Raw genomic sequence first — 21,467 nt, forward strand, 5'->3', positions numbered from 1 at the left:
GGGGAGGAACCGTGCCTACATTCTACGATCCCGTCGCCGACGCCGAGGAGGCATCGCAGGCGCTGCGCGGCCTGGCGCACGCCAGCCGCGACTTCACCCACCCCGAGGACGCCTACGGGGTGATTGGGGACCTGCTGGCCGGGGTGCGCTCGATGCAGCAGTCGATCCAGCAGCTCGCCACCCGCCACGCCCGCCATGACGGGCGCGCCTTCGACGATGCCGGAGACCCCGCCGCCGGTATCCGTGATGCCCGCCTGGCCGCCGGGGAGCTCTCCGAGGCCGCTGCCGCCCTGGACCGTGTCGAGGAGGGGCTTAACCGTGCCTTGCAGGCTGCCGGTCGCATCGCCTGGCACCCCGCCCCGCCCGCACCCGCCGAGACGGAGATGACCAGGGTTCAGGGGCCGGTGTCGCGGTGGGTGAACATCGTCTTCCTCCAGAGCGGTGAAGCCGATGCGGTGCTGTGGCTGATCGACTGTGACGGCCCGGACGCCGCGATCGAGCACCTGGCCGGCTTCGACTACGGCGAGGAGACCACGGACGCGGCCATGCTCAACGGCTACGTCTACGACACCCCACCGACCGGGGCGCTGGACAAGGAAGCACGCACGGGAGAGTACACGCTGACCTACAACCCGGACCTCGGCCACGTCGCCCTCTACCGCCACCACCAGATCGCGCCCGAGGACAGCCTCGACACCGACACCCCCGCACCGACCATGGACCCCGACATGGGCAGTGCCGGCGGTGCCGCCTCGGCCGGGACTGCGATGGGCGCGGCGGGTGCTGCCGCTGCGGCGCTCTCTGATCGCGGGGTACGCGCCACCGGACGAGAAGCGGGCAGTGCCGCCGGGCGTGGGCCGGTGAGCGAGGGTTCCTGGTTCGAGCATCCGGGCGTCGCGGCGGTCAAGCGTGACCGCGGCCTCGGCCTCTGACCCGACTACCTCCCGTGGTGCCGCCGCCCTGTGGGGTCGGCGGCACCGGTATGTCCGTGACCGGGCGGGTGGGGTGCACCTGCACCACATCCCCGTCGTTCTCGTGCCTGGGAGGCCATCATGTCCGCCGTCTACTATCCCGCCGCGTTCGCCACCGAGGCCGCCCGCAACCTGCGCCACCTCGCCGCGGACAGTGAACTGCAGGCCACGGGTCCCGGCACCGCCACACTGCTGGGCGACCTGCGCGATGCGGCCACGGCGATGCGGGAGGCGATCGACCGGATCGCCGTCGCCCACACCCTCCCCGGCGCCCCGGCCCTCGCACGGGATACCGGGCTGCAGATCGGTGACGAGCTCCATCAGGCCGGCACCGCACTGGAGGAGACCACGACCCGCCTGACCGGTGCCGTCACCGCCATCGAACACCCCACCACCGTTCCGAAGCACACGACGCGGCGTTCCCTGCGCGCGGGGAGGCAGGCGCGGGTCGCGCAGCCGGCAGGGTCGTGGTTCGACCCGCACCCCGCCGGGTCCAGCAGAGGTCAGGAGCGGGGGTTGGGACTGTGAGCGAGAAGGAACGCCTACATACCTCCGTGCTGGTCGCCCCGGCCACCGAGCGGCGACGGCTGCGGGCGCAGCGCCGCCAGGCCGCGGCCCGGTTGCAGGCCGAGCAGCGTCGCCGCGAGGTCGCGGAAGCGAAAGCCAAGGCCGAGGTCGAGCGGGCCGAGCGCAAGGCCACTCGGTATTTGCCCGCCGCCGGGGAGCCCGGCAAGCAAACGTTGCGGACGCCGGGCCGGTTCCGGCTGCCCCGCCACCAGGACACCTCCGCGACCCTGTCGGCCCAGTACCCGTTCCTCGCCGAGGGCGGCCTGGGCTCGGCGGGCGTGTTCGTCGGCCAGGACCTCTACTCCGGGGGCTCGTTCGTCTACGACCCGTGGGTGCTGTATCAGACCGGGGTCATCACCGCCCCGAACGTCGTGGTCGCAGGGATCGTCGGCAGCGGCAAATCCTCCCTCGCCAAGAGCCTGTACACGCGCAGCCTGCCGTTCGGGCGGCGGGTCTACGTTCCCGGTGACCCGAAAGGCGAGCACACTGAGATCGCCCGCGCCGTCGGCGGGCGGGCGATCCAGCTCGGCCACGGCCTGCCCACCCGCCTCAACCCCCTCGACGAGGGCTACCGCCCCTCCGGGCTCAGCGATGCGGAGTGGGAGACGACGGTCGCCTCCCGCCGCCGCGACCTGATCGGCGCGCTCACCGAAACCGTGCTGGCCAGGCCCATGTCGCCGCTGGAGCACACCGCGATCGACACCGCCCTCGCCGAAACGGTACGGGAGAACGAGGTGCCGATCCTGCCGATGATCGTCGACCACCTCCTGTCTCCCTCCCACGACCCTGACGGGCGGCTGGCCGAGGACGGCCGCATGGTCGGACACGCGCTGCGACGACTGGTGGCTGGGGACCTCTCCGGCCTGTTCGACGGCCCGTCGACGGAGGTGTTCGACCCGACCCTGCCGATGGTGTCCCTGGACCTGTCGCGAGTCACCGAGAACTCCACGCTGGTGTCGGTGTTGATGACGTGCTCCAGCGCGTGGATGGAATCGGCGCTGCTGGACCCGAACGGCGGGCAGCGCTGGTGCATCTACGACGAAGCCTGGCGCCTCATGTCCGAACCCGCGTTGCTCAAGCGCATGGATGCGCACTGGCGGCTGGCGAGGGCGTACGGGATCAGCAACATGCTCATCTTCCACAAGCTCACCGACCTGGAAAACGTCGGCGACCAGGGCTCGGCCATGCGCTCGCTCGCGAACTCCCTGCTCGCCAATGCGGAGTCCCGCATCATCTACCGGCAGGAATCCGACCAGCTGGGCACGACCGCGAAGACCCTTGGACTGACCGGCACCGAGCGCGAGCTGCTGCCGACGCTGGGCACCGGACAAGGGCTGTGGCGGATCAAGGAACGCTCCTTCGTCGTCCAGCACCAGCTCCACCCGGCCGAGTACGAGCTCTTCGACACCACCAGCCGCATGTCCGATCCCGGAAAAAACCAACCCCGCGTAGGGTAAGAATCCGCGTGATTCCGCGGATCTCCAGACGTTCTGACCTTGACTGTGGGGTCGCATGTTCGTTACAGATGCAACCGTACGAGCGATCGGATCGATCTTTGTCGAAGCGGTCGTGGAGGGCATGAGCGCTCCCTGTGCTCATCGCTTGTGAGCTTGCACGAGAGTGCGGGACGTAGCGCTCCAAGCAGTGGTGGCGAGGACCGCGCCGAGAATGCCGATACCGACGAGGACGAGAGCCACGGCGGGAAGGCCGATAGCGGCGCCGAGAACACCGGCGAGGGGGTACGTGATGAGGAAGCAGGCGTGGGACAGGGAGAACTGCGCGGCGAACACCGCGGGCCGATTCTCTTCCGTGCTGCCTCGCCGCAGCAGCCTGGCGGAGGGGGTGAGGATCGTGGAGGTTGCCGCCCCCATCAGCGCCCACACGCTCAGCAGCCCGACCCACTGGGGCGTGCCATCGGTCCAGGCGAGCACCCCGGCTCCGGCCAGGAGAAGGACGGGCAGGGCGATGCCGCCGGTGAGCATGACTCGCCGGTCCGAGACGGCTTCCAAGAGCTTGGGCATGGTCAGGGCCACGATCATGGAGCCGCCTCCGTAGGCGGCGAGCAGGAGCGCAGCATCGGACTGGGTGCGGCCCAGATCGCCCAGGACGAGGACAGTGGTGTTGACGATCACCATCGCCGTGGTCGTCGCCACGACGAGGTTTAGCGCCATCAGGCCCTGCAGCTCCCGGCTGGCCCAGAACGCACGGGCGCCGCGGGTGAGGCGATCGAAGAACGGCGCCGGAGCGGGAGCCTCGAAGCGAGGAAAGCGGGAGACAAGCACCAGGGTCGCAGAGGCAAGGAACCCGACCACGGTGCCAGCGAAGAGATTGTGGAAGCTGACGACCGTCAGTAAGGCGGCGGCGAGCATCGGGCTCACCAGCGACTCCAGGTCGTAGGCGAGCCGCGACAGCGACAGGGCACGTGTGTACTGTCCCTCGTCCGGGAGCACGGACGGGATCACGGCCTGAAACGCGGGCGTGAACGTCGCCGATGCGGACTGCAACAGGAAGATCAGCACATAGATCTGCCACACCTCGGTCACGAACGGCAGCGAGAGCGCGACCCCAGCCCGGATGAGATCGGTCCCGATGAGTAGTGGCTTTCTCTTGAGACGGGCGGTGAGTGCCGTCGTGAGGGGGGAGACGGCGACGTAGGCCACCATCTTGATCGTCATCGCCACACCCATCACCACGCCGGCGTCGCCGCCGGCGATTTCGAAGGCGAGCAGTCCGAGCGCGACGGTGAGCAGGCCCGTGCCCAGCAGCGCGATGACCTGCGCGCTGAACAGTTTCGCGTAGGTGGGATTGCGCAGGACAGCAAGCATGAGACGAGGCCTAACGAACGAGAGTTTGTGCGACGAACGGGCTACTACTGCCGGGGTGCGTGGTGGTGGGGCGGGATCTGCCCGTTCGCGACCGCGTGCTCGGCCTGCTTGATCGCCTCGACCACCAGGGCGACCGCGTGTTCGTCGGTGAGGCGGTAGAGCACGCTCGTGCCCTCCTGCCGGGTCGTGACCATCCGCGCCATCCGTAGTCGGGCCAGATGCTGCGACACCCCCGAGGGCTTCTTCCCGACCAGTTCCGCCAGCGCGTTCACCGGCAACTCGTCGGCCTGGCGCAGGGCCAGCACGATCCTGATCCGCGTCGGATCGGACAACAGTCCCAAGACCTCCGCGGCGAGATCGACGTATTCCGACGCGGGATCCATGCCGCACATCTGCTTATCTGCATCCATACGCAGATACTAACAGCGGCGTATGGGTGAGGGAACCCTGCCGTCGTGTGCTGGACGAGGCCCGGCAGCTGCGCCAGCAGCAGCCAGGATGAACGGTGCGGGTACGGGATTGTGCACCTGGCCGGCATGAGACGACATGCGAATCTCCCTGAGCCGGTGCCGGTGTCGATGCGCACCGTGATCCTCGATATCCACGCCGACGGGTCGATGACCGTGATGATCGACGGCACCGTGTATCCGCCCGACGACGACCAGCGGCCGTGGTCGCGGGCCGCGTTCCCGCAGATCATCGACCACGCCAGCCAGGAGCGTGCGGTGCCGGTGCGGGTGGAGGTGCACGAGGCCGACGGCACGAGCTTCACCGAACTCGTCGCCGCACAACCACGCCGCGCCGACCCTGCACCCGAGCCGGCCCCAAAGACGAGACGGCCCAAGGCGGTGCCGGCGCTGATCGAGGTCACCGGGGAGGGGTTCGTCGCCGGGGAGGACATCGCCTGCACCGTGCTCGTCTCCGACACCGACGCGGCCGGCGACGGCACTGCACGGGGGCTGCTCGATCCGCGACGGGTCGGGGATGCCGGAGAGGTGCTGCTGGTCGGGCGCGTCTCCGGCACGGTCGTGGCGCGCAGGCTGCGATGAGCGTCCCGCAGGGCCGCCAGAGCGGCAGCTTCGGCGACGAGCTGACCAACGCCGCGATGATCGGGCTGGTCGGACTGTTCGGCCTCGCCCTGATCCTGCGCGGCGCCGGATCGGTGGCCGCGTTCCTCACCGGCACCGACCAGCCCGCCGCTGGGCCCGCCTCCGGCATCTCGGTGCTGTTCCGGCCCGGTGATCCTGCCGCCGCGCTCGACGCGCCAGGGATGAGCGCGGTCGCCTACTGGGCCGTGACCGTCGTGCTGCTGGCCGGGCTGGTCGCCGGCGGCTGCTGGGTGTGGACGCGGCTGCGCCGTCACGCCCGCAAGACCGAGGTCGACCCGCACACAACCGCCGGAGTCGCGACCCGCCACGAGGTGGCCACGGTCGCCTCACCTACGGCGCTGCTCACCCGCGCCGGGAACTTGCGACCCTCTCTCTCCAAGCCGACCCCGGCGGATGTCGGCTACCGACTCGGGATGTGCCGGGGCAGGGAGGTGTGGGCCAGCGTCGAGGACTCGATCCTGCTCATCGGACCACCCCGCTCCGGCAAGGGCCTGCACGTGGTAATCCCCGCGATCCTCGACGCGCCGGGGGCGGTGATCGCCACCAGCACCCGCCCGGACAACCTCACCGCGACCCTGCGCGCGAGAGAGAAGCACGGCCCGGTCGCAGTGTTCGACCCCCAGCACCTGGCCGAGGGCGTCCCGGCGGGGATGCGCTGGTCGCCCGTGCGTGGCTGCGCCGACCCTCTCACCGCGATGATCCGCGCTACCGGCCTCGCCTCGGCCACCGGCCTGTCTGCCGGCGGGGTGGAGTCTGGCGGATTCTGGGAAGGCAAGACGAGGACTGCGCTGCAGGCTCTGCTGCACGCCGCTGCTCTTGATGGGCGTTCCCCGGCGGAGCTGTTCCGCTGGACCCTGGACCCCTCGGCTGCGGCGGAGGCCGTCGCGATCCTCACCAACAGCCCGGACGCGGCCACGGGGTGGGCGGACTCGCTGGAATCCATGATCGACGCCGACCCCAGGACCCGCGATTCGATCTGGCAGGGCGTCTCTCTGGCCCTCGGTGCTCTCGCTGACCCGCGGGTGCTCGATGCCGTCAGCCCCGGCCCCGGGGAGGAGTTCGACCCCGAAGCGTTCATCCGTGATCGGGGCACCCTGTTCCTCCTCGCGACCGGTGCTGGAGCCGGAGCCTCCGCAGCACTGGTCGCCGCGTTGGTGGAGGATCTCGTGGAGACCGCCCGGCGGATCGCGGCACGCTCACCCGGAGCCCGTCTCGACCCGCCACTGCTGCTGGCGTTGGATGAGATCGGCAACCTCGCCCCGCTGCCGTCGTTGCCGACGCTGATGGCCGAGGGCGGTGGCACCGGAATCACCTGTTTGCCCGTGCTCCAGTCTCTCGCGCAGGCGCGCGACAAGTGGTCGGAGAACCAGGCCGGCGCGATCTGGGACGCCTCCATCGTGAAGATTCTTCTCGGCGGGGCTTCGAACAGCAAAGACCTTCAAGACCTGTCCACGTTGATCGGTGAACGTGATGAGTACACCGACTCGATCACCCTCGGTGATCACGGCACTCGCCAGAACCAGCGCTCCGTGCGCAGGGTCGCGATCTTCCCGCCCGACCGGTTGCGGACCCTCCCGTTCGGCACCGCGGTGACCCTGCTGCGTGCGGCCCCGCCGATCGTCACCGATCTGCGCGCCTGGCCCGCTCGCGCCGACGCCGACCAGCTCAAGACCGACCGGGCCGAGATCGAGGCGCTGCTGCGCCGCCCCGACCCGCCTCGGTAGGTCCGGGACAGCTCGTGTGCACCTGCCTGTCACGACGGCCGCCACGACAGGTGGCCGCATCAGGAAGACAGGAGCAGCACGATGGCCGAGCACGAGAACCCAGGAACCGGCCCCGAGACCCAGCCCGAGCAGGGCGCGGATGTCCGCGAGTCCTTCAAGGGACGCATCAAGTCCGAGCCGACGCTGGGCACCACTCAGAAGGGCAAAGCGGCGTTCTACGCGAAGGTCGAGCAGCGTCATTGGGACTACGAGGACGACGGCACCTACACCCGTCTGCCGAACACCTACCACGACCTCGTCGCCTACAAGGGCGTCGCCGTGCGCGCCTACAAGCAACTCGCCAAGAACGACTTCTTCATCGCCGAGGGGCGCATGGAGGACTACCAGTCCAAGAGCACCGGCGAGACGAAGCAGCGGTTCGTCGCGACCGCGCTCGGTCACGACATGGCCCGCACCACCTACGAGGTCGACCGCACCCCGCGCCGCGAACAGGCCCAGCGACCCACCGTCGAACGTGACGCAGCCCAGCAGTCCGCCGGTTCCGGCGTTCCCGAGCAGCCGGAACGGCAGGTGGCGCAGCAGCAGACGCCTGCCGCGTTCGCCGCGCCCGAGTACCGGCCCGACCGGCAGTCGCCGGACATGGGCCTGTGAGCACCGAGGAGTCCCGATCATGACCGACGACCGCGACCACGAGACCCCCGGTGAGCCCGCCGTGGAGGAGCTGCCCGAGGACGAGCTCGACCTCGACGACGAGGGGATGCTCGAAGACGAGGACGAGGAGGACCCCGGCCCGCCGCACCCAGTGAACTGGTACCTGCTGCGCGCCGACGAACTCGAAAAGGAGTGGTACGCCCTGAACCGGTGGGTCGAGACGACACGCCGCACCTACGGGCTGCCCGCCAGCGTCATCCCACCGTTCTGGCACCGCCACGACGAACTCGTCTGGGAGCTCTCAGCGCTGCATCTGCACTGGCTGTGTGCCTACCACCCCGAGCAGAACGGCAGTGCCCCGTTCGGGTGGCATCGCGACTTCGCCGACGCCCGCGCCAGGCTGCGCGAATGGGTCGCCGCCTCCGGTACCCGCCTGGACCGCGACCGGCCAACCAGGCAGACGACCTGGCCCGGCGAGGACCCCGCCGACCCGGTCGAGGACGTGTTCGTCGCCGACCGCGATGCCGACTTCGTCGAGTACGTCGCCGCACGAGTCGCCGAACGCCGCGCCGCCGAGGACGCCTTCTTCGCAGGCGCCGATCCGCGCACCGGGGAACTGCGATGAGTACCGCAGCTCAGCAGACGAGCGCCGAGCTCTCGCGGCTCCAGGAGCTGGGGCGAGAGCTCGGCGCGTCGTTCCTACCGCCGACTGACCGTCAGGGCGCAGCGGTCAGGACGATTCTGGTCGCCTCCATTGATATGTCTCGGGAACCGAGAACCGAGGAGTGATCTTGATCCGTGCCGGATCAAAGCGGCCCCCCATGGTCTTGGCCTTCTCGATCCGGATGTCGAGCAGCATCTTGAGCATGCGGCGCTTCTCGACCAGGTCGAGAGCTTCCCATGCGGCATCCAGATCCTTCGTCTGGATCAGTGCGAGGAGTTGCCTGTCGGCGACCGGGGGAACGGCGGCTTTCGCGGCACGTTCGATCTCGGGCTTGAGGCGTTCCTCGACATCGGCCAGCATCGTCATGCTGATCCGGCCCTGTGCATACTCGCCCGCTGCGTCGGCGAGGCGCCTGCGCAGTGCTGCGACATGGTCCTGGGCTTCGCGGACCCGCTCGTTCCAGTTGTCGTCCGGGCCCAGAATGACCGCTAGGCTCTCAGGCTTGGACAGCCAACCAAGTAGTGCGCCGGTGACGTAAGCGTCCGTGTAGGGAATGTCGATACTGACCTTCCGGCACCCCACTTTCCCGCAGATGTAGTTGTCGCGAGGCATCCCAGTCCGCTTGCGATCCACGGCACCATGAATGCGCACCAAGGGGTGCGAACAGAAGCCGCACCTGGCAATGAATGACAGCAGCCACCTGGGGTGACTATGGTTGCCTTCCTCCACGTACCGAGTACGGCGAGCCCGGTCCGCAAGGATCTGGTTGACCTTCTCCCACTTTTCGACCGGAACGATCGCCGGCCAGTCCGCTTCACCGATGACCTCGCCCTGATACATGCGCAGGCCCGCAATCGTTGGACTCTTGATGAGTTGGCGCAGGGTTGAGCTCATCCAACCTCGCGACTGGTCGGACGTCGGCTTCATCGGGGTCGGCACCCCCGCGCGATTCAGGCGAGTCACGATGTTGTTGATCGAGACCCCGTCCAGAATCTCATCGACGGCCGTGATGATGATCGAGGCCTTTCCCGGGTCGATCTCCTGACGAACCAGCGCACGCGTCTGCTCGTCATACACCCTGCGGTACCCGTAGGGGAGCCGACCGTGTGGGCGACCCTTCTGCGCGTTGAGCCGCACGGTGCGCAGCTGCCGGTCCCGGATCACCGCGGCGTCCTTCTCCGCAGTGAGGAACTCCAGCCCCATCATGAAGCTGTCGTCATGGCGGGAAAAGTCATAGACCCGGCCCTTCGTCAGGTAGAGCACACCGGCTTCCTGACAAGCCGCACGCAGTTGCACGTACGCCAGTAGCTCACGTCCGGCGCGGGAGGGCTCCCACGTCACGAACGCGTCATACTTCTTGGAGGCGATCAGGTGGAGAGCCTCCTCGAACCCCTCACGCTCGCGGGTGCGCCACTTCGATGCAGATCGATTGGCATCGGTGATGACCCTGCCGACATTCCACGTCTGCTGCGCGCACCAGGCGCGGCAGTCCGTCTCCTGATCGTCGGTCGAGCGCATGAGGTAGTGACGATCCATCGAGGCTCGCGTGTATATGAGAGCCTTGATCTCGGAAGCCGGTGGTCGGGTGGGTAGTCGAGTCTCCATGACAGACAGGTGCTCCTCTTGCATCTGCCATCTAGCTGCTGGGTGAGCCGACGAACGACGTCGACTCCGACATGCTCGCCGCGATGGAGGACCTCCTCGACTCGTGGCCGGGCACCCTCATCGTCGTCTCCCACGACCGGTACCTGCTCGAGCGCGTCACCGATCAGCAGTACGCGATCCTCGACCACCGGCTGCGGCACGTGCCCGGCGGGGTCGACGAGTACCTGCGGCTGCGCGCGGCCGGGGCCGGCACGGGTGGGTCGGCCGGCGGACCAGCCGGCGGCACCGGTGAGGCGGGGGCCGCCTCGGCGGGGGGATCCGACTCCACGGCACCCACGCTCAGCGGGGCCGAACGGCGGGCCGCGACGAAGGAGGTCTCGGCGATCGAGCGGAAGATGGAGAAGCTGAGCACCCGGGTCGACGCCCTCCACGCGGAGATGGCCGCCCACGACCAGTCCGACTTCGAAGGGCTCGCGTCGCTCACCGCCCAGGTGCGCGAGCTCGAAGACGAGACCGCAGCCCTCGAGGAGCGCTGGCTCGAGATGACCGAGGCCCTCGAGGCGTAGCCGCCGACAGGGGTGGTGCCATCGCCCTGGCGGGACTAGGGTCACGTGCATGACCGGTGACCGATGGCGCGAGCGGCTCCGCGAGGAGGACGTGGAGACCCGTGCGCTCATCGTCGCCTTGAGCGCCTCGATCGACGGGATCTCGGCCGCCCGGGAGGGTGACAACAGCGACGACGAGCACGATCCCGAAGGAACGACGATCGCCTTCGAACGGTCCCAGGCCGCTGCGATGCGCGATCAGGCCGCTCAGCGGCTCGACGAGATCGCCGCAGCCTTCAACCGCCTCGACGCGGGCACATTCGGAATCTGCACCGAGTGCGGTGGAGAGATCGCCGAGGCGCGTCTCGACGCCAGACCCTATGCCGCGCTGTGCGTGACCTGCGCGGGACGGAGCACTCGGAGCCCCACATGAGCGCCGCGATCGTCACCCTCTTCCTTCCCGCCCTCGTGCTCGCGGCCATCGGCGTCATGCTCCTCGTCTCCACGCTCCGCCGCCCGGCCTCGGCCCCCGTCGCCGGCTTCGTGCTCCGAACCCTTGCGGCCCTCGGGCTCCTCGGGGCCGCGGTTGTCGCCGGAGTCGGACCGTGGCTGCCGATCCCCTACGGCATCGTCGTCATTCCGCTGCTCGCCCTCGTGTTCGGGTTCGTCTGGGTCGTCGGCCTCCTCGGCACCGCACTCCTCGTCGAGTGGGCGGCGAAGCGCTGAGACGCCTCGGCGAGCAGCGACCAACGTGACGACATGTGACAGCGTCGTGACCTTCTGTGACGGCCCGCGGCAGACAGCGACGGGCACTGTGATGAGCTGGCGGGGTCCTCAACGCGACGATGCCCTGTTATCGGGATCCACTGTCGCGGGGCCCGCCGGCCCACCTCGGCACTATCGGGAGAACACATGTCACAGTCCAACGCACTCACCCAGCGCCTCGACGCCGGGCCGGTGATCTGCGCAGAAGGATTCCTCTTCGAACTCGAGAAGCGCGGATACCTCTCCGCGGGAGAATTCGTGCCCGAGGTCGCGCTCGAATACCCCGAGGCCCTGCGCAGCCTCCACGTCGACTTCCAGCGGGCCGGCTCCGACATCGTCGAAGCCTTCACCTACAACGGCCACCGCGAGAAGATGCGCGTCATCGGCAAGGAGGACCTCCTCGAGCCGCTCAACCGCGCAGCCCTGCAGATCGCCCGCAGCGTCGCGGACCAGAAGCCCGGCAACCTCGTGGCCGGCAACATCTCGAACTCGAACATCTGGGACCCGGCCAGCGAGGAGAAGCAGAACGAGGTCCGCGGAATGTTCTCCGAGATGGTCGACTGGGCCGTCGACGAGGGCGCCGACCTCATCATCGGCGAGACCTTCTACTTCGCCGGTGAGGCGCTGGCCGCCGCGGAGATCGCGAAGGCCTCGGGCCTGCCCGTCGTCCTCACGCTCGCTCCGATGGCGTTCCAGGAGATGGCCGACGGCGTCGGCATCGTCGAGACCGCCCAGCGCCTCGAGCAGTCAGGCGTCGACGTCGTCGGCCTCAACTGCTTCCGGGGTCCTGCGACGATGCTGCCGTGGCTGAAGCAGATCCGGCAGGCCGTGTCCTGTCACGTCGGCGCCCTGCCGATCCCCTACCGGACCACCGAGGAGGAGCCGACCTTCTTCAATCTCTCGGATCCGAACGCCGCCGTGCCCTCCCCGCACGGTCGCACGTTCCCCACCGCGCTCGACCCGCTCCAGACCAACCGGTACGAGATCGGCGCGTTCGCGGAGGAGGCGTACGACCTCGGGGTCAACTACCTCGGCGTGTGCTGCGGTGCCACCCCGATGCACATCCGCGAGGTCGCCGAGGCGGTCGGCCTCACCACGGAAGCGAGCCGGTTCTCGGAGAACATGAGCAACCACTTCATGTACGGAGACAACGAGCGCCTCGCCGAGAACGTCGTCGCCCTCGGCGACCGCGCATAGTCGGCGGCCCGCACGGGTTTGAGTCGGTTTCCGCCCGATCGGTCGGTTCGCGAACAGAGCGATCGGGCGGACACTGATCAGTTGCGATGCCGACTCGTTTCGGTGTCGCGTCCACCGCGCGCAAGGGCCGCGGCCCGACGAGTGTCAGACGACGTCGACCTCGTCGAGGGCCTTCTCGAGGCGGGCGACGGTGCCATCGATGTCACCGAGCTTGTCGAGGCCGAAGAGCCCGATCCGGAACGTCGTGAAGCCCTCCTGCTCACCGGTGTGCAGCGGCACTCCCGCCGCGACCTGGACACCGACCTCCTTGAAAGCCGCCCCGTTGGCCAGCTGTGGGTTCCTCGTATGGACGACGACGACGCTCGGCGCCTGGTACCCGGCAGCGGCGACCGAGGGAAGCTCCCGGGCGGCGAGGACCGCGCGGACCCGCTCGCCGAGTTCGAACTGCGCGGCCTCGAGCTTGTCGAAGCCGCGCTCCTCGGTCTCGCGCATGAGCGCGGCGTTGTGGGCGAGCGCATCGGTGGGCATCGTCGCATGGTAGGGCGCCCGACCGGCCTCGTACTCGTCGGCGATGAACAGCCACTTCTTGAGATCGAGTGCGAAGCTCGTCGAGGTGCCCACGTCGACCGCGGCACGACCGCCCTTGCTGAGCATGACGTAGCCGGCGCACGGTGAGCCGCTCCACCCCTTCTGCGGGGCGCTGATGAGGACGTCGACGCCGAGGTCGCGCATCGACACCCACACCGCGCCCGAGGCGATGCAGTCGAGGACGAAGACGCCGCCCACCGCATGGACCGCCTCGGCGACCGCCCGGATGTACTCATCGGGCAGGAGCATGCCCGAGGCCGTCTCGACGTGGGGGGCGAAGACGACGGCGGGGCGTTCGCGTTCGATCGCTGAGACGACCTCGGCGATGGGGGCGGGCGACCATGCCGCCTGCGCGTCGTCGGAGTCGGGGACGGCGGGGAGGACGACGGTCTCGTCTGCGATCGATCCGGCATCGAGGATCTGCGACCAGCGGTACGAGAAGAGCCCGTTGCGGAGGATGAGGCACTTCTTCCCCGTCGCGATCTGTCGCGCCACGGACTCCATCGCATAGGTGCCGCCGCCGGGGACGATGGCCGCTGCATCGGCGTCGTAGGCGGTGCGCAGAATCCGGTTGATCTCCTGCATGACGGAGACGAACCGTGCGGACATGTGGTTGAGGGAGCGGTCGGTGAAGACCACCGAGTACTCGAGGAGGCCGTCGGGGTCGATGTCGTCGTGGGGCAGCGTGGTCTCAGTCATAGTCCCACAGTGCCATGTTCGCAGGCCCGGGGCCACCGAACCGTTGCGGCGCTCAGAGTTCGACTTCGCTCCGGTCGCCCGACCACAGCGTGTGGAAGATCCCCGGTCGGTCGACGCGGCCGTAGGTGTGGGAGCCGAAGAAGTCCCGCTGCGCCTGGATGATCGCCGCCGTCGCCCGCGGAGCGCGGATCCCGTCGAGGTAGGCAAGCGCCGAAGAGAGCGCGGGCACCGGGATCCCCTGCCCGATCGCTGCCCCGACGGCCGAGCGCAGCGCCCCCTGAGCCTGACCGACTTCGGCGCGCAGCTCATCGTCGGCCAGAAGCGAGCCGAGCCCCTCCTGCCGATCGTAGGCGGCGACGATCCGGTCGAGGACGCGGGCCCGGATGATGCACCCGGCCCTCCAGATCGAGGCGAGCTCGCCGAGGTCGACGTCCCACCCGTACGCCTGTGCCCCGGCCGCGATCTCGTCGAAGCCCTGGACGTAGGCGAGGATCTTGCCCGCGAAGAGCGCCTGCCGAACCGTTTCGATCCGCTCGCCGAGGCGGTCGGGAGCGACGGGGTCGTCCCCGTCGGCAGCGGCCCGCTCCCCCGTCGGCCCGCCGGCAGCGTTCCGGTCCCCCGTGGACAGGGGCTCGGTGTTCCCGACGGGACCGGGGATGTCTGCGCCGAGGGCGCGCAGGGCACCGGCCTGGGACAGGGACCGGGCGAAGACCGCCTCGGCGATCGTCGGCACGGGCACCCCGAGGTCGAGGCCGACCTTCGCCGTCCATGCCCCCGTCCCCTTCGCCCCGGCGGCGTCGGCGACGATGTCGACGAAGGGCAGTCCGGTGGCCGCATCGGTGTGGGCGAGGACCTCGGCGGTGACCTCGATGAGGTAGGACTCGAGTTCGCCGGCGTTCCATTCCGTGAGCACCGCGGAGATCGCGGCGGGGCTGAGCCCGAGGTCGTCGCGCAGGATCCGGCACGCCTCGGCGATGAGCTGCATGTCCGCGTACTCGATGCCGTTGTGGACCATCTTCGCAAAGTGCCCGGCACCGTCGGTGCCGATGTGGGCGACGCACGGCACGGGCGCCTCGAGGCCGGCGACCTCGGCACGGGCGGCGATCGGAGTGAGCAGGGGACGGAGGCGCTGCCACGCCGCCTCGGAGCCGCCGACCATCATCGACGGCCCGAGCAGCGCGCCCACCTCGCCGCCGGAGATGCCGACCCCGACGAACTCGATTCCGGTGCCTTCGAGCTGCTCACCTCGGACGATGGTGTCGGTGAAGAGGGAGTTGCCGCCGTCGACGATGATGTCTCCGGGTTCGAACACCGCTGCGATGTCGGCGATCGCCGCGTCCGTGGCGGGTCCGGCATTGACCATGAGGATCGCCACCCGCGGGGTTGAGAGCATCTGTGCGAGCGCGGCCGGGGTCTCGGCGACGAGGAATCCGGCCTCGGGGTGGGCTGCGGCCACCGCGCGGGCGCGGTCGACGTCGAGGTCGTAGATCGCCACGCGGGTCTCAGGCTGCCGGGCGAGGTTGCGGGCGAGGTTCGAGCCCATCACTCCGGTCCCGATCACAGCGACATCGGCGTTCATCAGCAGTCCCTCCATCCGGACAGGGCGTCATCGTCCCGAGCTGTTGACACTCGCTCGAGTGTCCCATACGGTTCAATAACTCTGTTTTATTCTGCAGAGCATATCAATATCATCATATGTTTTCGAGAGGTTCTCATGGACCTGCCCCATTCCCTCCCACCGTTGGTCATCATGGGAGTGTCCGGGACCGGCAAGACGGCGGCGGGCCGCCAGGTGGCCGCCCTGCTCAAGGTGGCCTTCATCGACGGCGATGATCTCCATTCTCCGGCGAACAAGGCGAAGATGCACGCGGGCATCCCGCTGAACGATGCCGACCGGATCCCCTGGCTGCGGTCGATCGCCGTCGAACTCGCCCGCACCCCGCCCCCGCTCGTCGCCTGTTCGGCGCTCAAGCGCTCGTACCGGGACCTCCTGCGAGCCACGGCTCCGTCGACGTTCTTCATCCACCTCGACGGTCCGGCCTCGGTCATCACCGAGCACCTGGCCAAGCGGTCCCACGAATTCATGTCGCCGACGCTGCTTCAGTCCCAGCTCGCCACTCTCGAACCCCTCGAGCCGGATGAGGCGCACATGATCGTTTCGATCGAGCAGCCGCTCACCGAGGTGTGCCGGACCATCGTCGACCGCCTCCCCCACCATTTCGCGGCGCTGACACGCCCGAGTCCGACCCTCGACGACGAGGACGCATGACCGAGATCGACCTGGCCTGGACCCTTCCCGCACCCGCCCTCCTCGGCATCGCCGCCGCAGCGATCGGGCTCCTCCTCGTCCTCATCATCCGTCTGCGCCTCCACGCCTTCATCGCCCTCGTCGTCGTCAGCGTCCTCACCGCGCTTGCGGCGGGCATCCGCCCGGCCGACCTCGTCGACGTCCTCTACGACGGCTTCGGCTCGACCCTGGCCAGCGTCGCCCTCCTCGTGGGCCTCGGCGCCATGCTCGGTCGCCTCCTCGAGCTCTCCGGCGGAGCCGAAGTGCTCACCGACCGTCTCATCAGGGTCTTCGGTGAGAAGCGGGCACCGCTCGCGCTCGGGGTGACGTCCCTGCTCTTCGGGTTCCCGATCTTCTTCGACGCCGGCCTCGTCGTCATGCTCCCGATCATCTTCACCGTCGCCCGCCGCCTCGGCGGCTCCCTGCTCCTCTATGCCTTCCCTGCGGCGATCGCGTTCTCGGCGATGCACATCTTCGTCCCACCCCATCCCGGACCGGTCGCCGCCTCCGGCCTGCTCGGGGCCAACGTCGGCCTCGTCCTCCTCTGCGGGCTCCTCATCGCCGTGCCCTCCTGGTATCTGTGCGGCTACCTCTTCGGCCTCGTCATCGGCAGGCGCATCGACGTGCCCGTCCCGACGATCCTCTCCGGACGCTCAGATGAGTTCTCCGACTTCCGCTCCACGCCGAGGCTGGGCACCGTCATCGTCCTCCTCGCCCTTCCGCTCGTCCTCATCTCCTTCAACACTGGGCTCGGCTTCGCCGCCGAAGCCGGCTGGGTCGATCCGGAATCGACGCCGGTCACGGTGCTGCGGATGCTCGGTGAGACGCCGATCGCCCTGCTCATCACCGTGCTCACGGCGATGTGGCTGCTCGGGTGGCGCCAGCACAAGAGCCGTTCGCTCGTCGACACCGTCGTCGACTCCGCGCTCGGACCCGTGTGCTCGATCGTCCTCATCACCGGTGCCGGCGGCATGTTCGGCGGGGTGCTGCGCGCGAGCGGGATCGGCGACTCGATCGCCGACACGCTTGCCGCCCTCGGCCTGCCGGTCATCGTCGCCGGCTTCGTCATCGCCGCGATCGTCCGCGTCGCCCAGGGGTCGGCGACCGTGGCGCTGACGACCGCGGCCGCACTCCTCCAGCCGATCGTCGTCGGCAGCCCGGACTTCTCGGAGCTCCAGGTCGTCGCGATCGTCCTCTCGCTCGCCGCAGGCTCCGTCGTCGCCAGCCACGTCAACGACTCGGGCTTCTGGCTCGTCTCCCGCTTCTTCGGGATGGATACGAAGACGACCCTGAAGACGTGGACGGTCGGGCAGACGATCCTCGGCCTCGTCGGCTTCGCCTTCAGCCTCGCGCTCTTCGGAATCGTCAGCGCGTTCTGAGCGGCGGGCACCCCGTCACGGGCGGCGGGGTTCGCCCTCCCACACCGACGACATCTCGTCGTAGGCCTTGGCGACGATCTTCGCCATCGCCTCCCGTGCCCGCTGTGGCTGCTGCGAGCCGATCGCGTCGGCGACGTCGAAGTGCCACTGCAGCGCATCGGGGTGTGGGTACTGCGGCTGCAGGCCCTCGGCGGTGCGCCCGGCGAGGATCTCGGCGACGACCGTGTCGAAGGACGCGAAGAGCTCATTGCCCCCAGCGCGCAGCACCGCCCGGTGGAACGCCGCATCGGCCTCGAGGAAGGCCTCGACCTCACCGGTGCGCCCCGACGAGCGCATCCGGGCGGCAAGCCGCATGATCTCCTCGGCTTCGGCGGCGTCGGCGAAGGTCGCGGCGAGGCCCGCGGCCTCGGGTTCGATCGCCACCCGCAGCTCGGTGAGCGAGCGCAGCTGCCTGGCCGGGGTCTCGGCCATCCGCCAGCGCACGACGAGCGGGTCGAGGATCGTCCACTCGCTCATCGCGAGGATGATGAGCCCGAGGCGGCGCACCGGCCTGACCATCCCGAGGGACTCGAGGACACGCACGGCTTCGCGGACGACGGAGAGGGAGACGTCGTAGCGGGCGCGCAGCTCCTCGGCCTTGACGACGACACCGGGCGGCAGCTGCCCGGAGACGATGTCGCGTCCGATCGCGTCGAGGACCCGACCGTGGAGGTTCTCCCCCGCCCGGCCGGTCGGGGTCTCAGCCATCGGTGACCACGTGCGCGCCGGGTGCCGGTCCCGTCGTCCGCAGGGCTTCCTTGACCCCGCGGGTGGCCTGGAGGAGGACGGCCAAGTCAAGGGCGTGGCGGGCGTCGCGGGCGAGGAACCCGACGGTGGGACCCGACCCGCTGAGCAGAGGCAGCAACGCACCGGCCTCACGACCGGCCTCGATGACCTCGGCGAGTTCGGGGCGCAGGGACAGGGCCGCCTCGGTGAGGTCGTTGCCTGCGGCGGCGGCCAGCGTATCGACATCGCCGGCGGCGAGCGCCGTGAGCACCTCTGCGGGCACCTCGGCGGGGGCGGGATCGGGGGTGAGCTCGTCGAAGCGGCCATAGACCTCCGGGGTCGACAGCTGTCCCGCCGAGGTGGCCATGACCCAGTGGAACTGCCCGCGGGTGAGCACGGGGCTGAGCTCCTCCCCGCGGCCCCGGCCGATCGCCGTGCCCCCGCGCAGGAGGAAGGGCACGTCGGCGCCGATCTCGAGGGCGAGGTCGGCGAGGACCTCGGCGTCGACGCCGCCGATGAGGTGGGCGGCCCCGGTCAGGGCCGCCGCGGCGTCGGCGGATCCCCCGCCCATCCCGCCGGCCACGGGCACCTGCTTGTCGATGACGATGTCGAGGTCGCGCAGCACCTCGACGTCACGCTCGGCTTCGAACGCGGTGATGAGGAGGGTGATCGCGCGTCTGGCGAGGTTGGACTCCCCGACCGGCACGGTCTCGTCGGCGTACCGCCCCTGGACGAGGATCGTGCCCGTCCCACCGGGGATGAGGGTGAGCGTCTCGACCATGCCGAGGGCCTGGAAGACCGTGGCGAGTGTGTGGTATCCGTGCTCGTCGACGCCCCCGACGCCGAGGTGGACGTTGATCTTCCCCGGTGCCCGGACCGTGACCGGGGCCGGGGTTCCCGGGCGGAGCGGGGTCGGCGCACTCACGCGGTCTCCCCCGCCGCCTCGGCGAGGCGTTCGAAGTCGGACACGCTCAGGGCCTCACCGCGCGTGCGGGGGTCGATCCCCGCGGCGACGAGGATCTCCTCGGCCCGTTGGGGGCTGCCGGCCCACCCGGCCAGCGCCGCGCGCAGGGTCTTGCGTCGCTGGGCGAAGGCGGCGTCGACGAGGGTGAAGAGGCGGGTGCGGGACTCGGGGTCCCGGTCGGTGCGGGTCACGTCGATGCGCACGAGCCCGGAGTCGATGTTCGGGGCCGGCCAGAAGACGTTCTTCCCGATCCGCCCGGCCAGGGCCACCTCGCCGTACCACTGGGCCTTGACGCTGGGGACCCCGTAGGTACGGGAGCCCGGGGCCGCGGCGAGGCGTTCGGCGACCTCGAGCTGGACCATGACGAGGACGGTCCGCAGGCTCGGGAAGGTCTCGAGGAAGTGGAGGAGGACGGGGACGGCGACGTTGTAGGGCAGGTTCGCCACGAGCGCCTCGGGCGGGTTCGGCAGCTCGGTGACCCGCAGGGCATCGGCGCCCACGAGATCGAAGCGCTCGGCGGCCTCCGGGGCGAAGGCCGCGATCGTCGTCGGCAGGCGATCGGCGAGGACCTCGTCGATCTCGACGGCGGTGACGGCGTGGCCGGCCTCGAGGAGGCCCACCGTGAGCGAGCCGAGGCCGGGCCCGATCTCGACGACGTTCTGCGCCCCCTCAAGACCTGCCGCGGCGACGATCGAGCGGACGGTGTTGGGGTCGATGACGAAGTTCTGGCCCTTCTGCTTCGTCGGGCGCAGACCGATGTCAGCGGCGATGTCGCGGATGTCGCGAGCGGTCAGTAACGTCACACCCCACAACCTACCGCACGGATTCTCCGCCGCATCCGTCGAACACACCGGGTGGGTCGGGACGGGAATCCGACAGGGCAACCGGACGTCGGCCGGGGCGAACGGGACGATAGGCTGGCACGCATGGATCCGCAGACCCTCACCGAACTCCTCGACGTCACCGTCCTCGAGCGCCTCGAGACGATCGACGACCTTCCCGCGGACGATCTCGCCCGGTCCGCGGCCATGCGCAAAGAGGGCTTCTCCGCCGAGGTGACCGCGGCCCTGCTCACCCAGGCGCAGCTGCGGAAGGAGGCGGTGGTCAAATTCGGTCCCTACGCCGCCGAGATGCTCTTCACCCGCGACGGCCTCGCCCAGGCCACCCGCCTGCCCGTGGCAGCCCACCATGCCAGGCGCCTGTTGGCCGGTCACGACTCTGAAGACGTGCGCATCGCCGACCTTGGGTGCGGGATCGGGGCCGATGCGTTCGCGTTCGCCGGTCTCGGCGCCGAGGTGGCAGCCGTCGACGCCGACGAGGTCACTGCCGCGCTCGCGAGCTTCAACCTCCGCCACCTGCCCAGTGCCGAGGTCTCCCACGCCCGGGCCGAGGACGTCGACACCGCCGGCTTCGATGCCCTGTGGTTCGATCCCGCCCGGCGCCGGATCGGGCGGGCGAACGCCCGCGGGGCGACTTCGCGGATCTCCGACCCCGACGAATTCTCCCCGTCCCTGTCCTGGGTGCTTGAGACCGCGAGCGCGGCCCCGGCGGCCGGTGTCAAGCTCGGTCCCGCCCTCGACCACGACCTCATCCCCGCCGAGGCGGAGGCCCAGTGGGTCTCCCACGACGGCGACGTCGTCGAGGTCTGCCTCTACTTCGGCACCGCGAGGCAGCGTGCCGGACGCAGCGCGCTCGTCATGGGCGAGCGCACCCTCCTCGTCCACGAGGACGACGTGCCCGCGACCGACGAGGAGGGCATCGGCGAGCTCGGCTCCTACCTCCTCGAACCCGACGGTGCGATCGTGCGCGCGGGTCTCGTCACTGCGCTCACCGGTCCCCTGCAGGCCCGTCGCCTCCACCCGTCGATCGCCTACCTCACGACGGACACCGCCCCCACGGGACCGGCCGCTGCCGGGGTGAGCGCGTTTGAGATCGTCGATGTCCTGCCCGCGAAGATCCCGAGCCTGCGCAAGGAGCTCGTGTCCCGCGGCATCGGGTCCGTCGTCATCAAGAAGCGCGGTGCGGACATCGTCCCCGACCAGGCGCGCCGTCAGCTCAAGCTCCCCAAGGGGGACAAGGCGACGCTCGTCTTCACCCGCCTCGGCGACAAGCACATCGTCCTCCTCACCCGGCCGCTCGAGCGGTAGAGTCGAGACGCACAG

The 21,467-nt window shown here is 69.6% G+C and carries 22 protein-coding genes; 14 read left to right on the plus strand and 8 right to left on the minus strand.

What is annotated here, in order from left to right; translation table 11 throughout:
• Positions 1-11: 11 nt before the first annotated feature.
• From EZE58_RS09620 to EZE58_RS09630, 3 genes are all read left to right on the plus strand, one after another.
• The gene (locus EZE58_RS09620) at positions 12-932 is read left to right on the plus strand and encodes a hypothetical protein (protein ID WP_167560409.1); all 921 of its coding nucleotides are present in this window, start codon (positions 12-14) and stop codon (positions 930-932) included.
• 120 nt (positions 933-1,052) lie between these two features.
• A complete protein-coding gene (locus tag EZE58_RS09625; RefSeq protein ID WP_167560411.1) occupies positions 1,053-1,499 on the plus strand; it encodes a hypothetical protein in 447 nt (148 codons plus the stop codon).
• Entirely contained in the window at positions 1,496-2,995 is a 1,500-nt protein-coding gene (locus EZE58_RS09630; protein WP_006213376.1) for a hypothetical protein, read from the plus strand. The genes EZE58_RS09625 and EZE58_RS09630 overlap by 4 nt, the downstream gene beginning before the upstream one ends.
• 138 nt (positions 2,996-3,133) lie before the next feature.
• Here the strand turns inward: EZE58_RS09630 and EZE58_RS09635 are convergent, their stop codons facing one another.
• Positions 3,134-4,363 carry an MFS transporter gene (locus EZE58_RS09635; protein WP_167560413.1) on the minus strand — a complete coding sequence of 410 codons (1,230 nt, stop codon included), beginning with the start codon at positions 4,361-4,363 and terminating at the stop codon, positions 3,134-3,136.
• 44 nt (positions 4,364-4,407) lie between these two features.
• Positions 4,408-4,773: a metalloregulator ArsR/SmtB family transcription factor gene (locus tag EZE58_RS09640; protein WP_197464170.1), complete on the minus strand. Its 366-nt coding sequence runs from the start codon at positions 4,771-4,773 to the stop codon at positions 4,408-4,410.
• A gap of 168 nt (positions 4,774-4,941) precedes the next feature.
• On the opposite strand from EZE58_RS09640, the gene EZE58_RS09645 reads away from it, so the two are divergent.
• The 4 genes from EZE58_RS09645 (at position 4,942) to EZE58_RS09660 (ending at position 8,472) form a co-directional block, all read left to right on the plus strand.
• A complete protein-coding gene (locus EZE58_RS09645; RefSeq protein WP_231882187.1) occupies positions 4,942-5,412 on the plus strand; it encodes a hypothetical protein in 471 nt (156 codons plus the stop codon).
• A complete protein-coding gene (locus tag EZE58_RS09650) occupies positions 5,409-7,196 on the plus strand; it encodes a type IV secretory system conjugative DNA transfer family protein (RefSeq protein ID WP_063249311.1) in 1,788 nt (595 codons plus the stop codon). The genes EZE58_RS09645 and EZE58_RS09650 overlap by 4 nt, the downstream gene beginning before the upstream one ends.
• Before the next feature lie 81 nt (positions 7,197-7,277).
• Positions 7,278-7,847 (plus strand): hypothetical protein, encoded by a 570-nt coding sequence (locus EZE58_RS09655; RefSeq protein WP_006213381.1) that lies wholly within the window; start codon positions 7,278-7,280, stop codon positions 7,845-7,847.
• A 106-nt stretch (positions 7,848-7,953) separates the two neighbouring features.
• Entirely contained in the window at positions 7,954-8,472 is a 519-nt protein-coding gene (locus EZE58_RS09660; protein ID WP_144589511.1) for a hypothetical protein, read from the plus strand.
• A gap of 105 nt (positions 8,473-8,577) precedes the next feature.
• Here the strand turns inward: EZE58_RS09660 and EZE58_RS09665 are convergent, their stop codons facing one another.
• On the minus strand, positions 8,578-10,140 hold the full coding sequence (locus EZE58_RS09665; RefSeq protein ID WP_081609408.1) for a recombinase family protein: 1,563 nt from the start codon (positions 10,138-10,140) through the stop codon (positions 8,578-8,580).
• Between the two features lie 47 nt (positions 10,141-10,187).
• Between EZE58_RS09665 and EZE58_RS09670 the strand changes: the two genes are divergently transcribed.
• From EZE58_RS09670 to EZE58_RS09685, 4 genes are all read left to right on the plus strand, one after another.
• Positions 10,188-10,682 (plus strand): hypothetical protein, encoded by a 495-nt coding sequence (locus EZE58_RS09670; protein ID WP_342474252.1) that lies wholly within the window; start codon positions 10,188-10,190, stop codon positions 10,680-10,682.
• A gap of 49 nt (positions 10,683-10,731) precedes the next feature.
• Complete coding sequence (locus EZE58_RS09675; RefSeq protein WP_119296711.1) at positions 10,732-11,094, plus strand: TraR/DksA C4-type zinc finger protein; 363 nt, start codon at positions 10,732-10,734, stop codon at positions 11,092-11,094.
• Positions 11,091-11,387, plus strand: a complete 297-nt coding sequence (locus EZE58_RS09680) for a hypothetical protein (RefSeq protein ID WP_119296712.1) — start codon at positions 11,091-11,093, stop codon at positions 11,385-11,387. Before EZE58_RS09675 ends, EZE58_RS09680 begins: the two co-directional genes overlap by 4 nt.
• Before the next feature lie 186 nt (positions 11,388-11,573).
• Entirely contained in the window at positions 11,574-12,623 is a 1,050-nt protein-coding gene (locus tag EZE58_RS09685; RefSeq protein WP_167560415.1) for a homocysteine S-methyltransferase family protein, read from the plus strand.
• Positions 12,624-12,767: 144 nt separating this feature from the next.
• Here EZE58_RS09685 and EZE58_RS09690 read toward each other — a convergent pair whose 3' ends face one another.
• Both EZE58_RS09690 and gndA read right to left on the minus strand, forming a co-directional pair.
• Positions 12,768-13,910: an aminotransferase class V-fold PLP-dependent enzyme gene (locus EZE58_RS09690; protein ID WP_063249316.1), complete on the minus strand. Its 1,143-nt coding sequence runs from the start codon at positions 13,908-13,910 to the stop codon at positions 12,768-12,770.
• 52 nt (positions 13,911-13,962) lie between these two features.
• A complete protein-coding gene (gene gndA / locus EZE58_RS09695) occupies positions 13,963-15,489 on the minus strand; it encodes an NADP-dependent phosphogluconate dehydrogenase (RefSeq protein ID WP_100227382.1) in 1,527 nt (508 codons plus the stop codon).
• 135 nt (positions 15,490-15,624) lie between these two features.
• On the opposite strand from gndA, the gene EZE58_RS09700 reads away from it, so the two are divergent.
• Together EZE58_RS09700 and EZE58_RS09705 are read left to right on the plus strand one after the other, a co-directional pair.
• Positions 15,625-16,179, plus strand: coding sequence for a gluconokinase (locus EZE58_RS09700; protein ID WP_040341214.1), 555 nt, complete (start codon positions 15,625-15,627; stop codon positions 16,177-16,179).
• Positions 16,176-17,576: a GntP family permease gene (locus EZE58_RS09705; protein ID WP_009376070.1), complete on the plus strand. Its 1,401-nt coding sequence runs from the start codon at positions 16,176-16,178 to the stop codon at positions 17,574-17,576. Before EZE58_RS09700 ends, EZE58_RS09705 begins: the two co-directional genes overlap by 4 nt.
• Before the next feature lie 15 nt (positions 17,577-17,591).
• On the opposite strand, the gene EZE58_RS09710 is transcribed toward EZE58_RS09705, so the two are convergent.
• Genes EZE58_RS09710 through rsmA form a run of 3 tightly spaced genes read right to left on the minus strand, consistent with a single transcriptional unit; the run spans position 17,592 to position 20,108 of the window.
• On the minus strand, positions 17,592-18,323 hold the full coding sequence (locus EZE58_RS09710; protein WP_167560417.1) for an FCD domain-containing protein: 732 nt from the start codon (positions 18,321-18,323) through the stop codon (positions 17,592-17,594).
• Positions 18,316-19,266: a 4-(cytidine 5'-diphospho)-2-C-methyl-D-erythritol kinase gene (locus EZE58_RS09715; RefSeq protein WP_009376074.1), complete on the minus strand. Its 951-nt coding sequence runs from the start codon at positions 19,264-19,266 to the stop codon at positions 18,316-18,318. The genes EZE58_RS09710 and EZE58_RS09715 overlap by 8 nt, the downstream gene beginning before the upstream one ends.
• A complete protein-coding gene (gene rsmA / locus EZE58_RS09720; RefSeq protein WP_095376454.1) occupies positions 19,263-20,108 on the minus strand; it encodes a 16S rRNA (adenine(1518)-N(6)/adenine(1519)-N(6))-dimethyltransferase RsmA in 846 nt (281 codons plus the stop codon). Before rsmA ends, EZE58_RS09715 begins: the two co-directional genes overlap by 4 nt.
• A gap of 123 nt (positions 20,109-20,231) precedes the next feature.
• Between rsmA and EZE58_RS09725 the strand changes: the two genes are divergently transcribed.
• Positions 20,232-21,452, plus strand: coding sequence for a class I SAM-dependent methyltransferase (locus EZE58_RS09725; RefSeq protein ID WP_167560419.1), 1,221 nt, complete (start codon positions 20,232-20,234; stop codon positions 21,450-21,452).
• The last annotated feature ends 15 nt before the right edge of the window (positions 21,453-21,467 follow it).

Source organism: Brevibacterium sp. LS14, assembly GCF_012027885.1.
GTDB lineage: Bacteria > Actinomycetota > Actinomycetes > Actinomycetales > Brevibacteriaceae > Brevibacterium > Brevibacterium casei.

Excerpts from the sequence above, each read along its gene's own strand:
- EZE58_RS09670 (WP_342474252.1), top strand. The coding sequence starts at position 10,188 with ATGCTCGCCGCGATGGAGGACCTCCTCGACTCGTGGCCGGGCACCCTC.
- EZE58_RS09690 (WP_063249316.1), bottom strand. The coding sequence starts at position 13,910 with ATGACTGAGACCACGCTGCCCCACGACGACATCGACCCCGACGGCCTC.
- EZE58_RS09650 (WP_063249311.1), top strand. The coding sequence starts at position 5,409 with ATGAGCGTCCCGCAGGGCCGCCAGAGCGGCAGCTTCGGCGACGAGCTG.
- EZE58_RS09705 (WP_009376070.1), top strand. The coding sequence starts at position 16,176 with ATGACCGAGATCGACCTGGCCTGGACCCTTCCCGCACCCGCCCTCCTC.
- EZE58_RS09635 (WP_167560413.1), bottom strand. The coding sequence starts at position 4,363 with ATGCTTGCTGTCCTGCGCAATCCCACCTACGCGAAACTGTTCAGCGCG.
- EZE58_RS09725 (WP_167560419.1), top strand. The coding sequence starts at position 20,232 with ATGGATCCGCAGACCCTCACCGAACTCCTCGACGTCACCGTCCTCGAG.
- gndA (WP_100227382.1), bottom strand. The coding sequence starts at position 15,489 with ATGAACGCCGATGTCGCTGTGATCGGGACCGGAGTGATGGGCTCGAAC.
- EZE58_RS09625 (WP_167560411.1), top strand. The coding sequence starts at position 1,053 with ATGTCCGCCGTCTACTATCCCGCCGCGTTCGCCACCGAGGCCGCCCGC.
- EZE58_RS09645 (WP_231882187.1), top strand. The coding sequence starts at position 4,942 with ATGCGCACCGTGATCCTCGATATCCACGCCGACGGGTCGATGACCGTG.
- EZE58_RS09700 (WP_040341214.1), top strand. The coding sequence starts at position 15,625 with ATGGACCTGCCCCATTCCCTCCCACCGTTGGTCATCATGGGAGTGTCC.
- EZE58_RS09710 (WP_167560417.1), bottom strand. The coding sequence starts at position 18,323 with ATGGCTGAGACCCCGACCGGCCGGGCGGGGGAGAACCTCCACGGTCGG.
- EZE58_RS09685 (WP_167560415.1), top strand. The coding sequence starts at position 11,574 with ATGTCACAGTCCAACGCACTCACCCAGCGCCTCGACGCCGGGCCGGTG.
- EZE58_RS09640 (WP_197464170.1), bottom strand. The coding sequence starts at position 4,773 with ATGGATGCAGATAAGCAGATGTGCGGCATGGATCCCGCGTCGGAATAC.
- EZE58_RS09655 (WP_006213381.1), top strand. The coding sequence starts at position 7,278 with ATGGCCGAGCACGAGAACCCAGGAACCGGCCCCGAGACCCAGCCCGAG.
- EZE58_RS09665 (WP_081609408.1), bottom strand. The coding sequence starts at position 10,140 with ATGCAAGAGGAGCACCTGTCTGTCATGGAGACTCGACTACCCACCCGA.
- EZE58_RS09660 (WP_144589511.1), top strand. The coding sequence starts at position 7,954 with ATGCTCGAAGACGAGGACGAGGAGGACCCCGGCCCGCCGCACCCAGTG.
- EZE58_RS09680 (WP_119296712.1), top strand. The coding sequence starts at position 11,091 with ATGAGCGCCGCGATCGTCACCCTCTTCCTTCCCGCCCTCGTGCTCGCG.
- EZE58_RS09675 (WP_119296711.1), top strand. The coding sequence starts at position 10,732 with ATGACCGGTGACCGATGGCGCGAGCGGCTCCGCGAGGAGGACGTGGAG.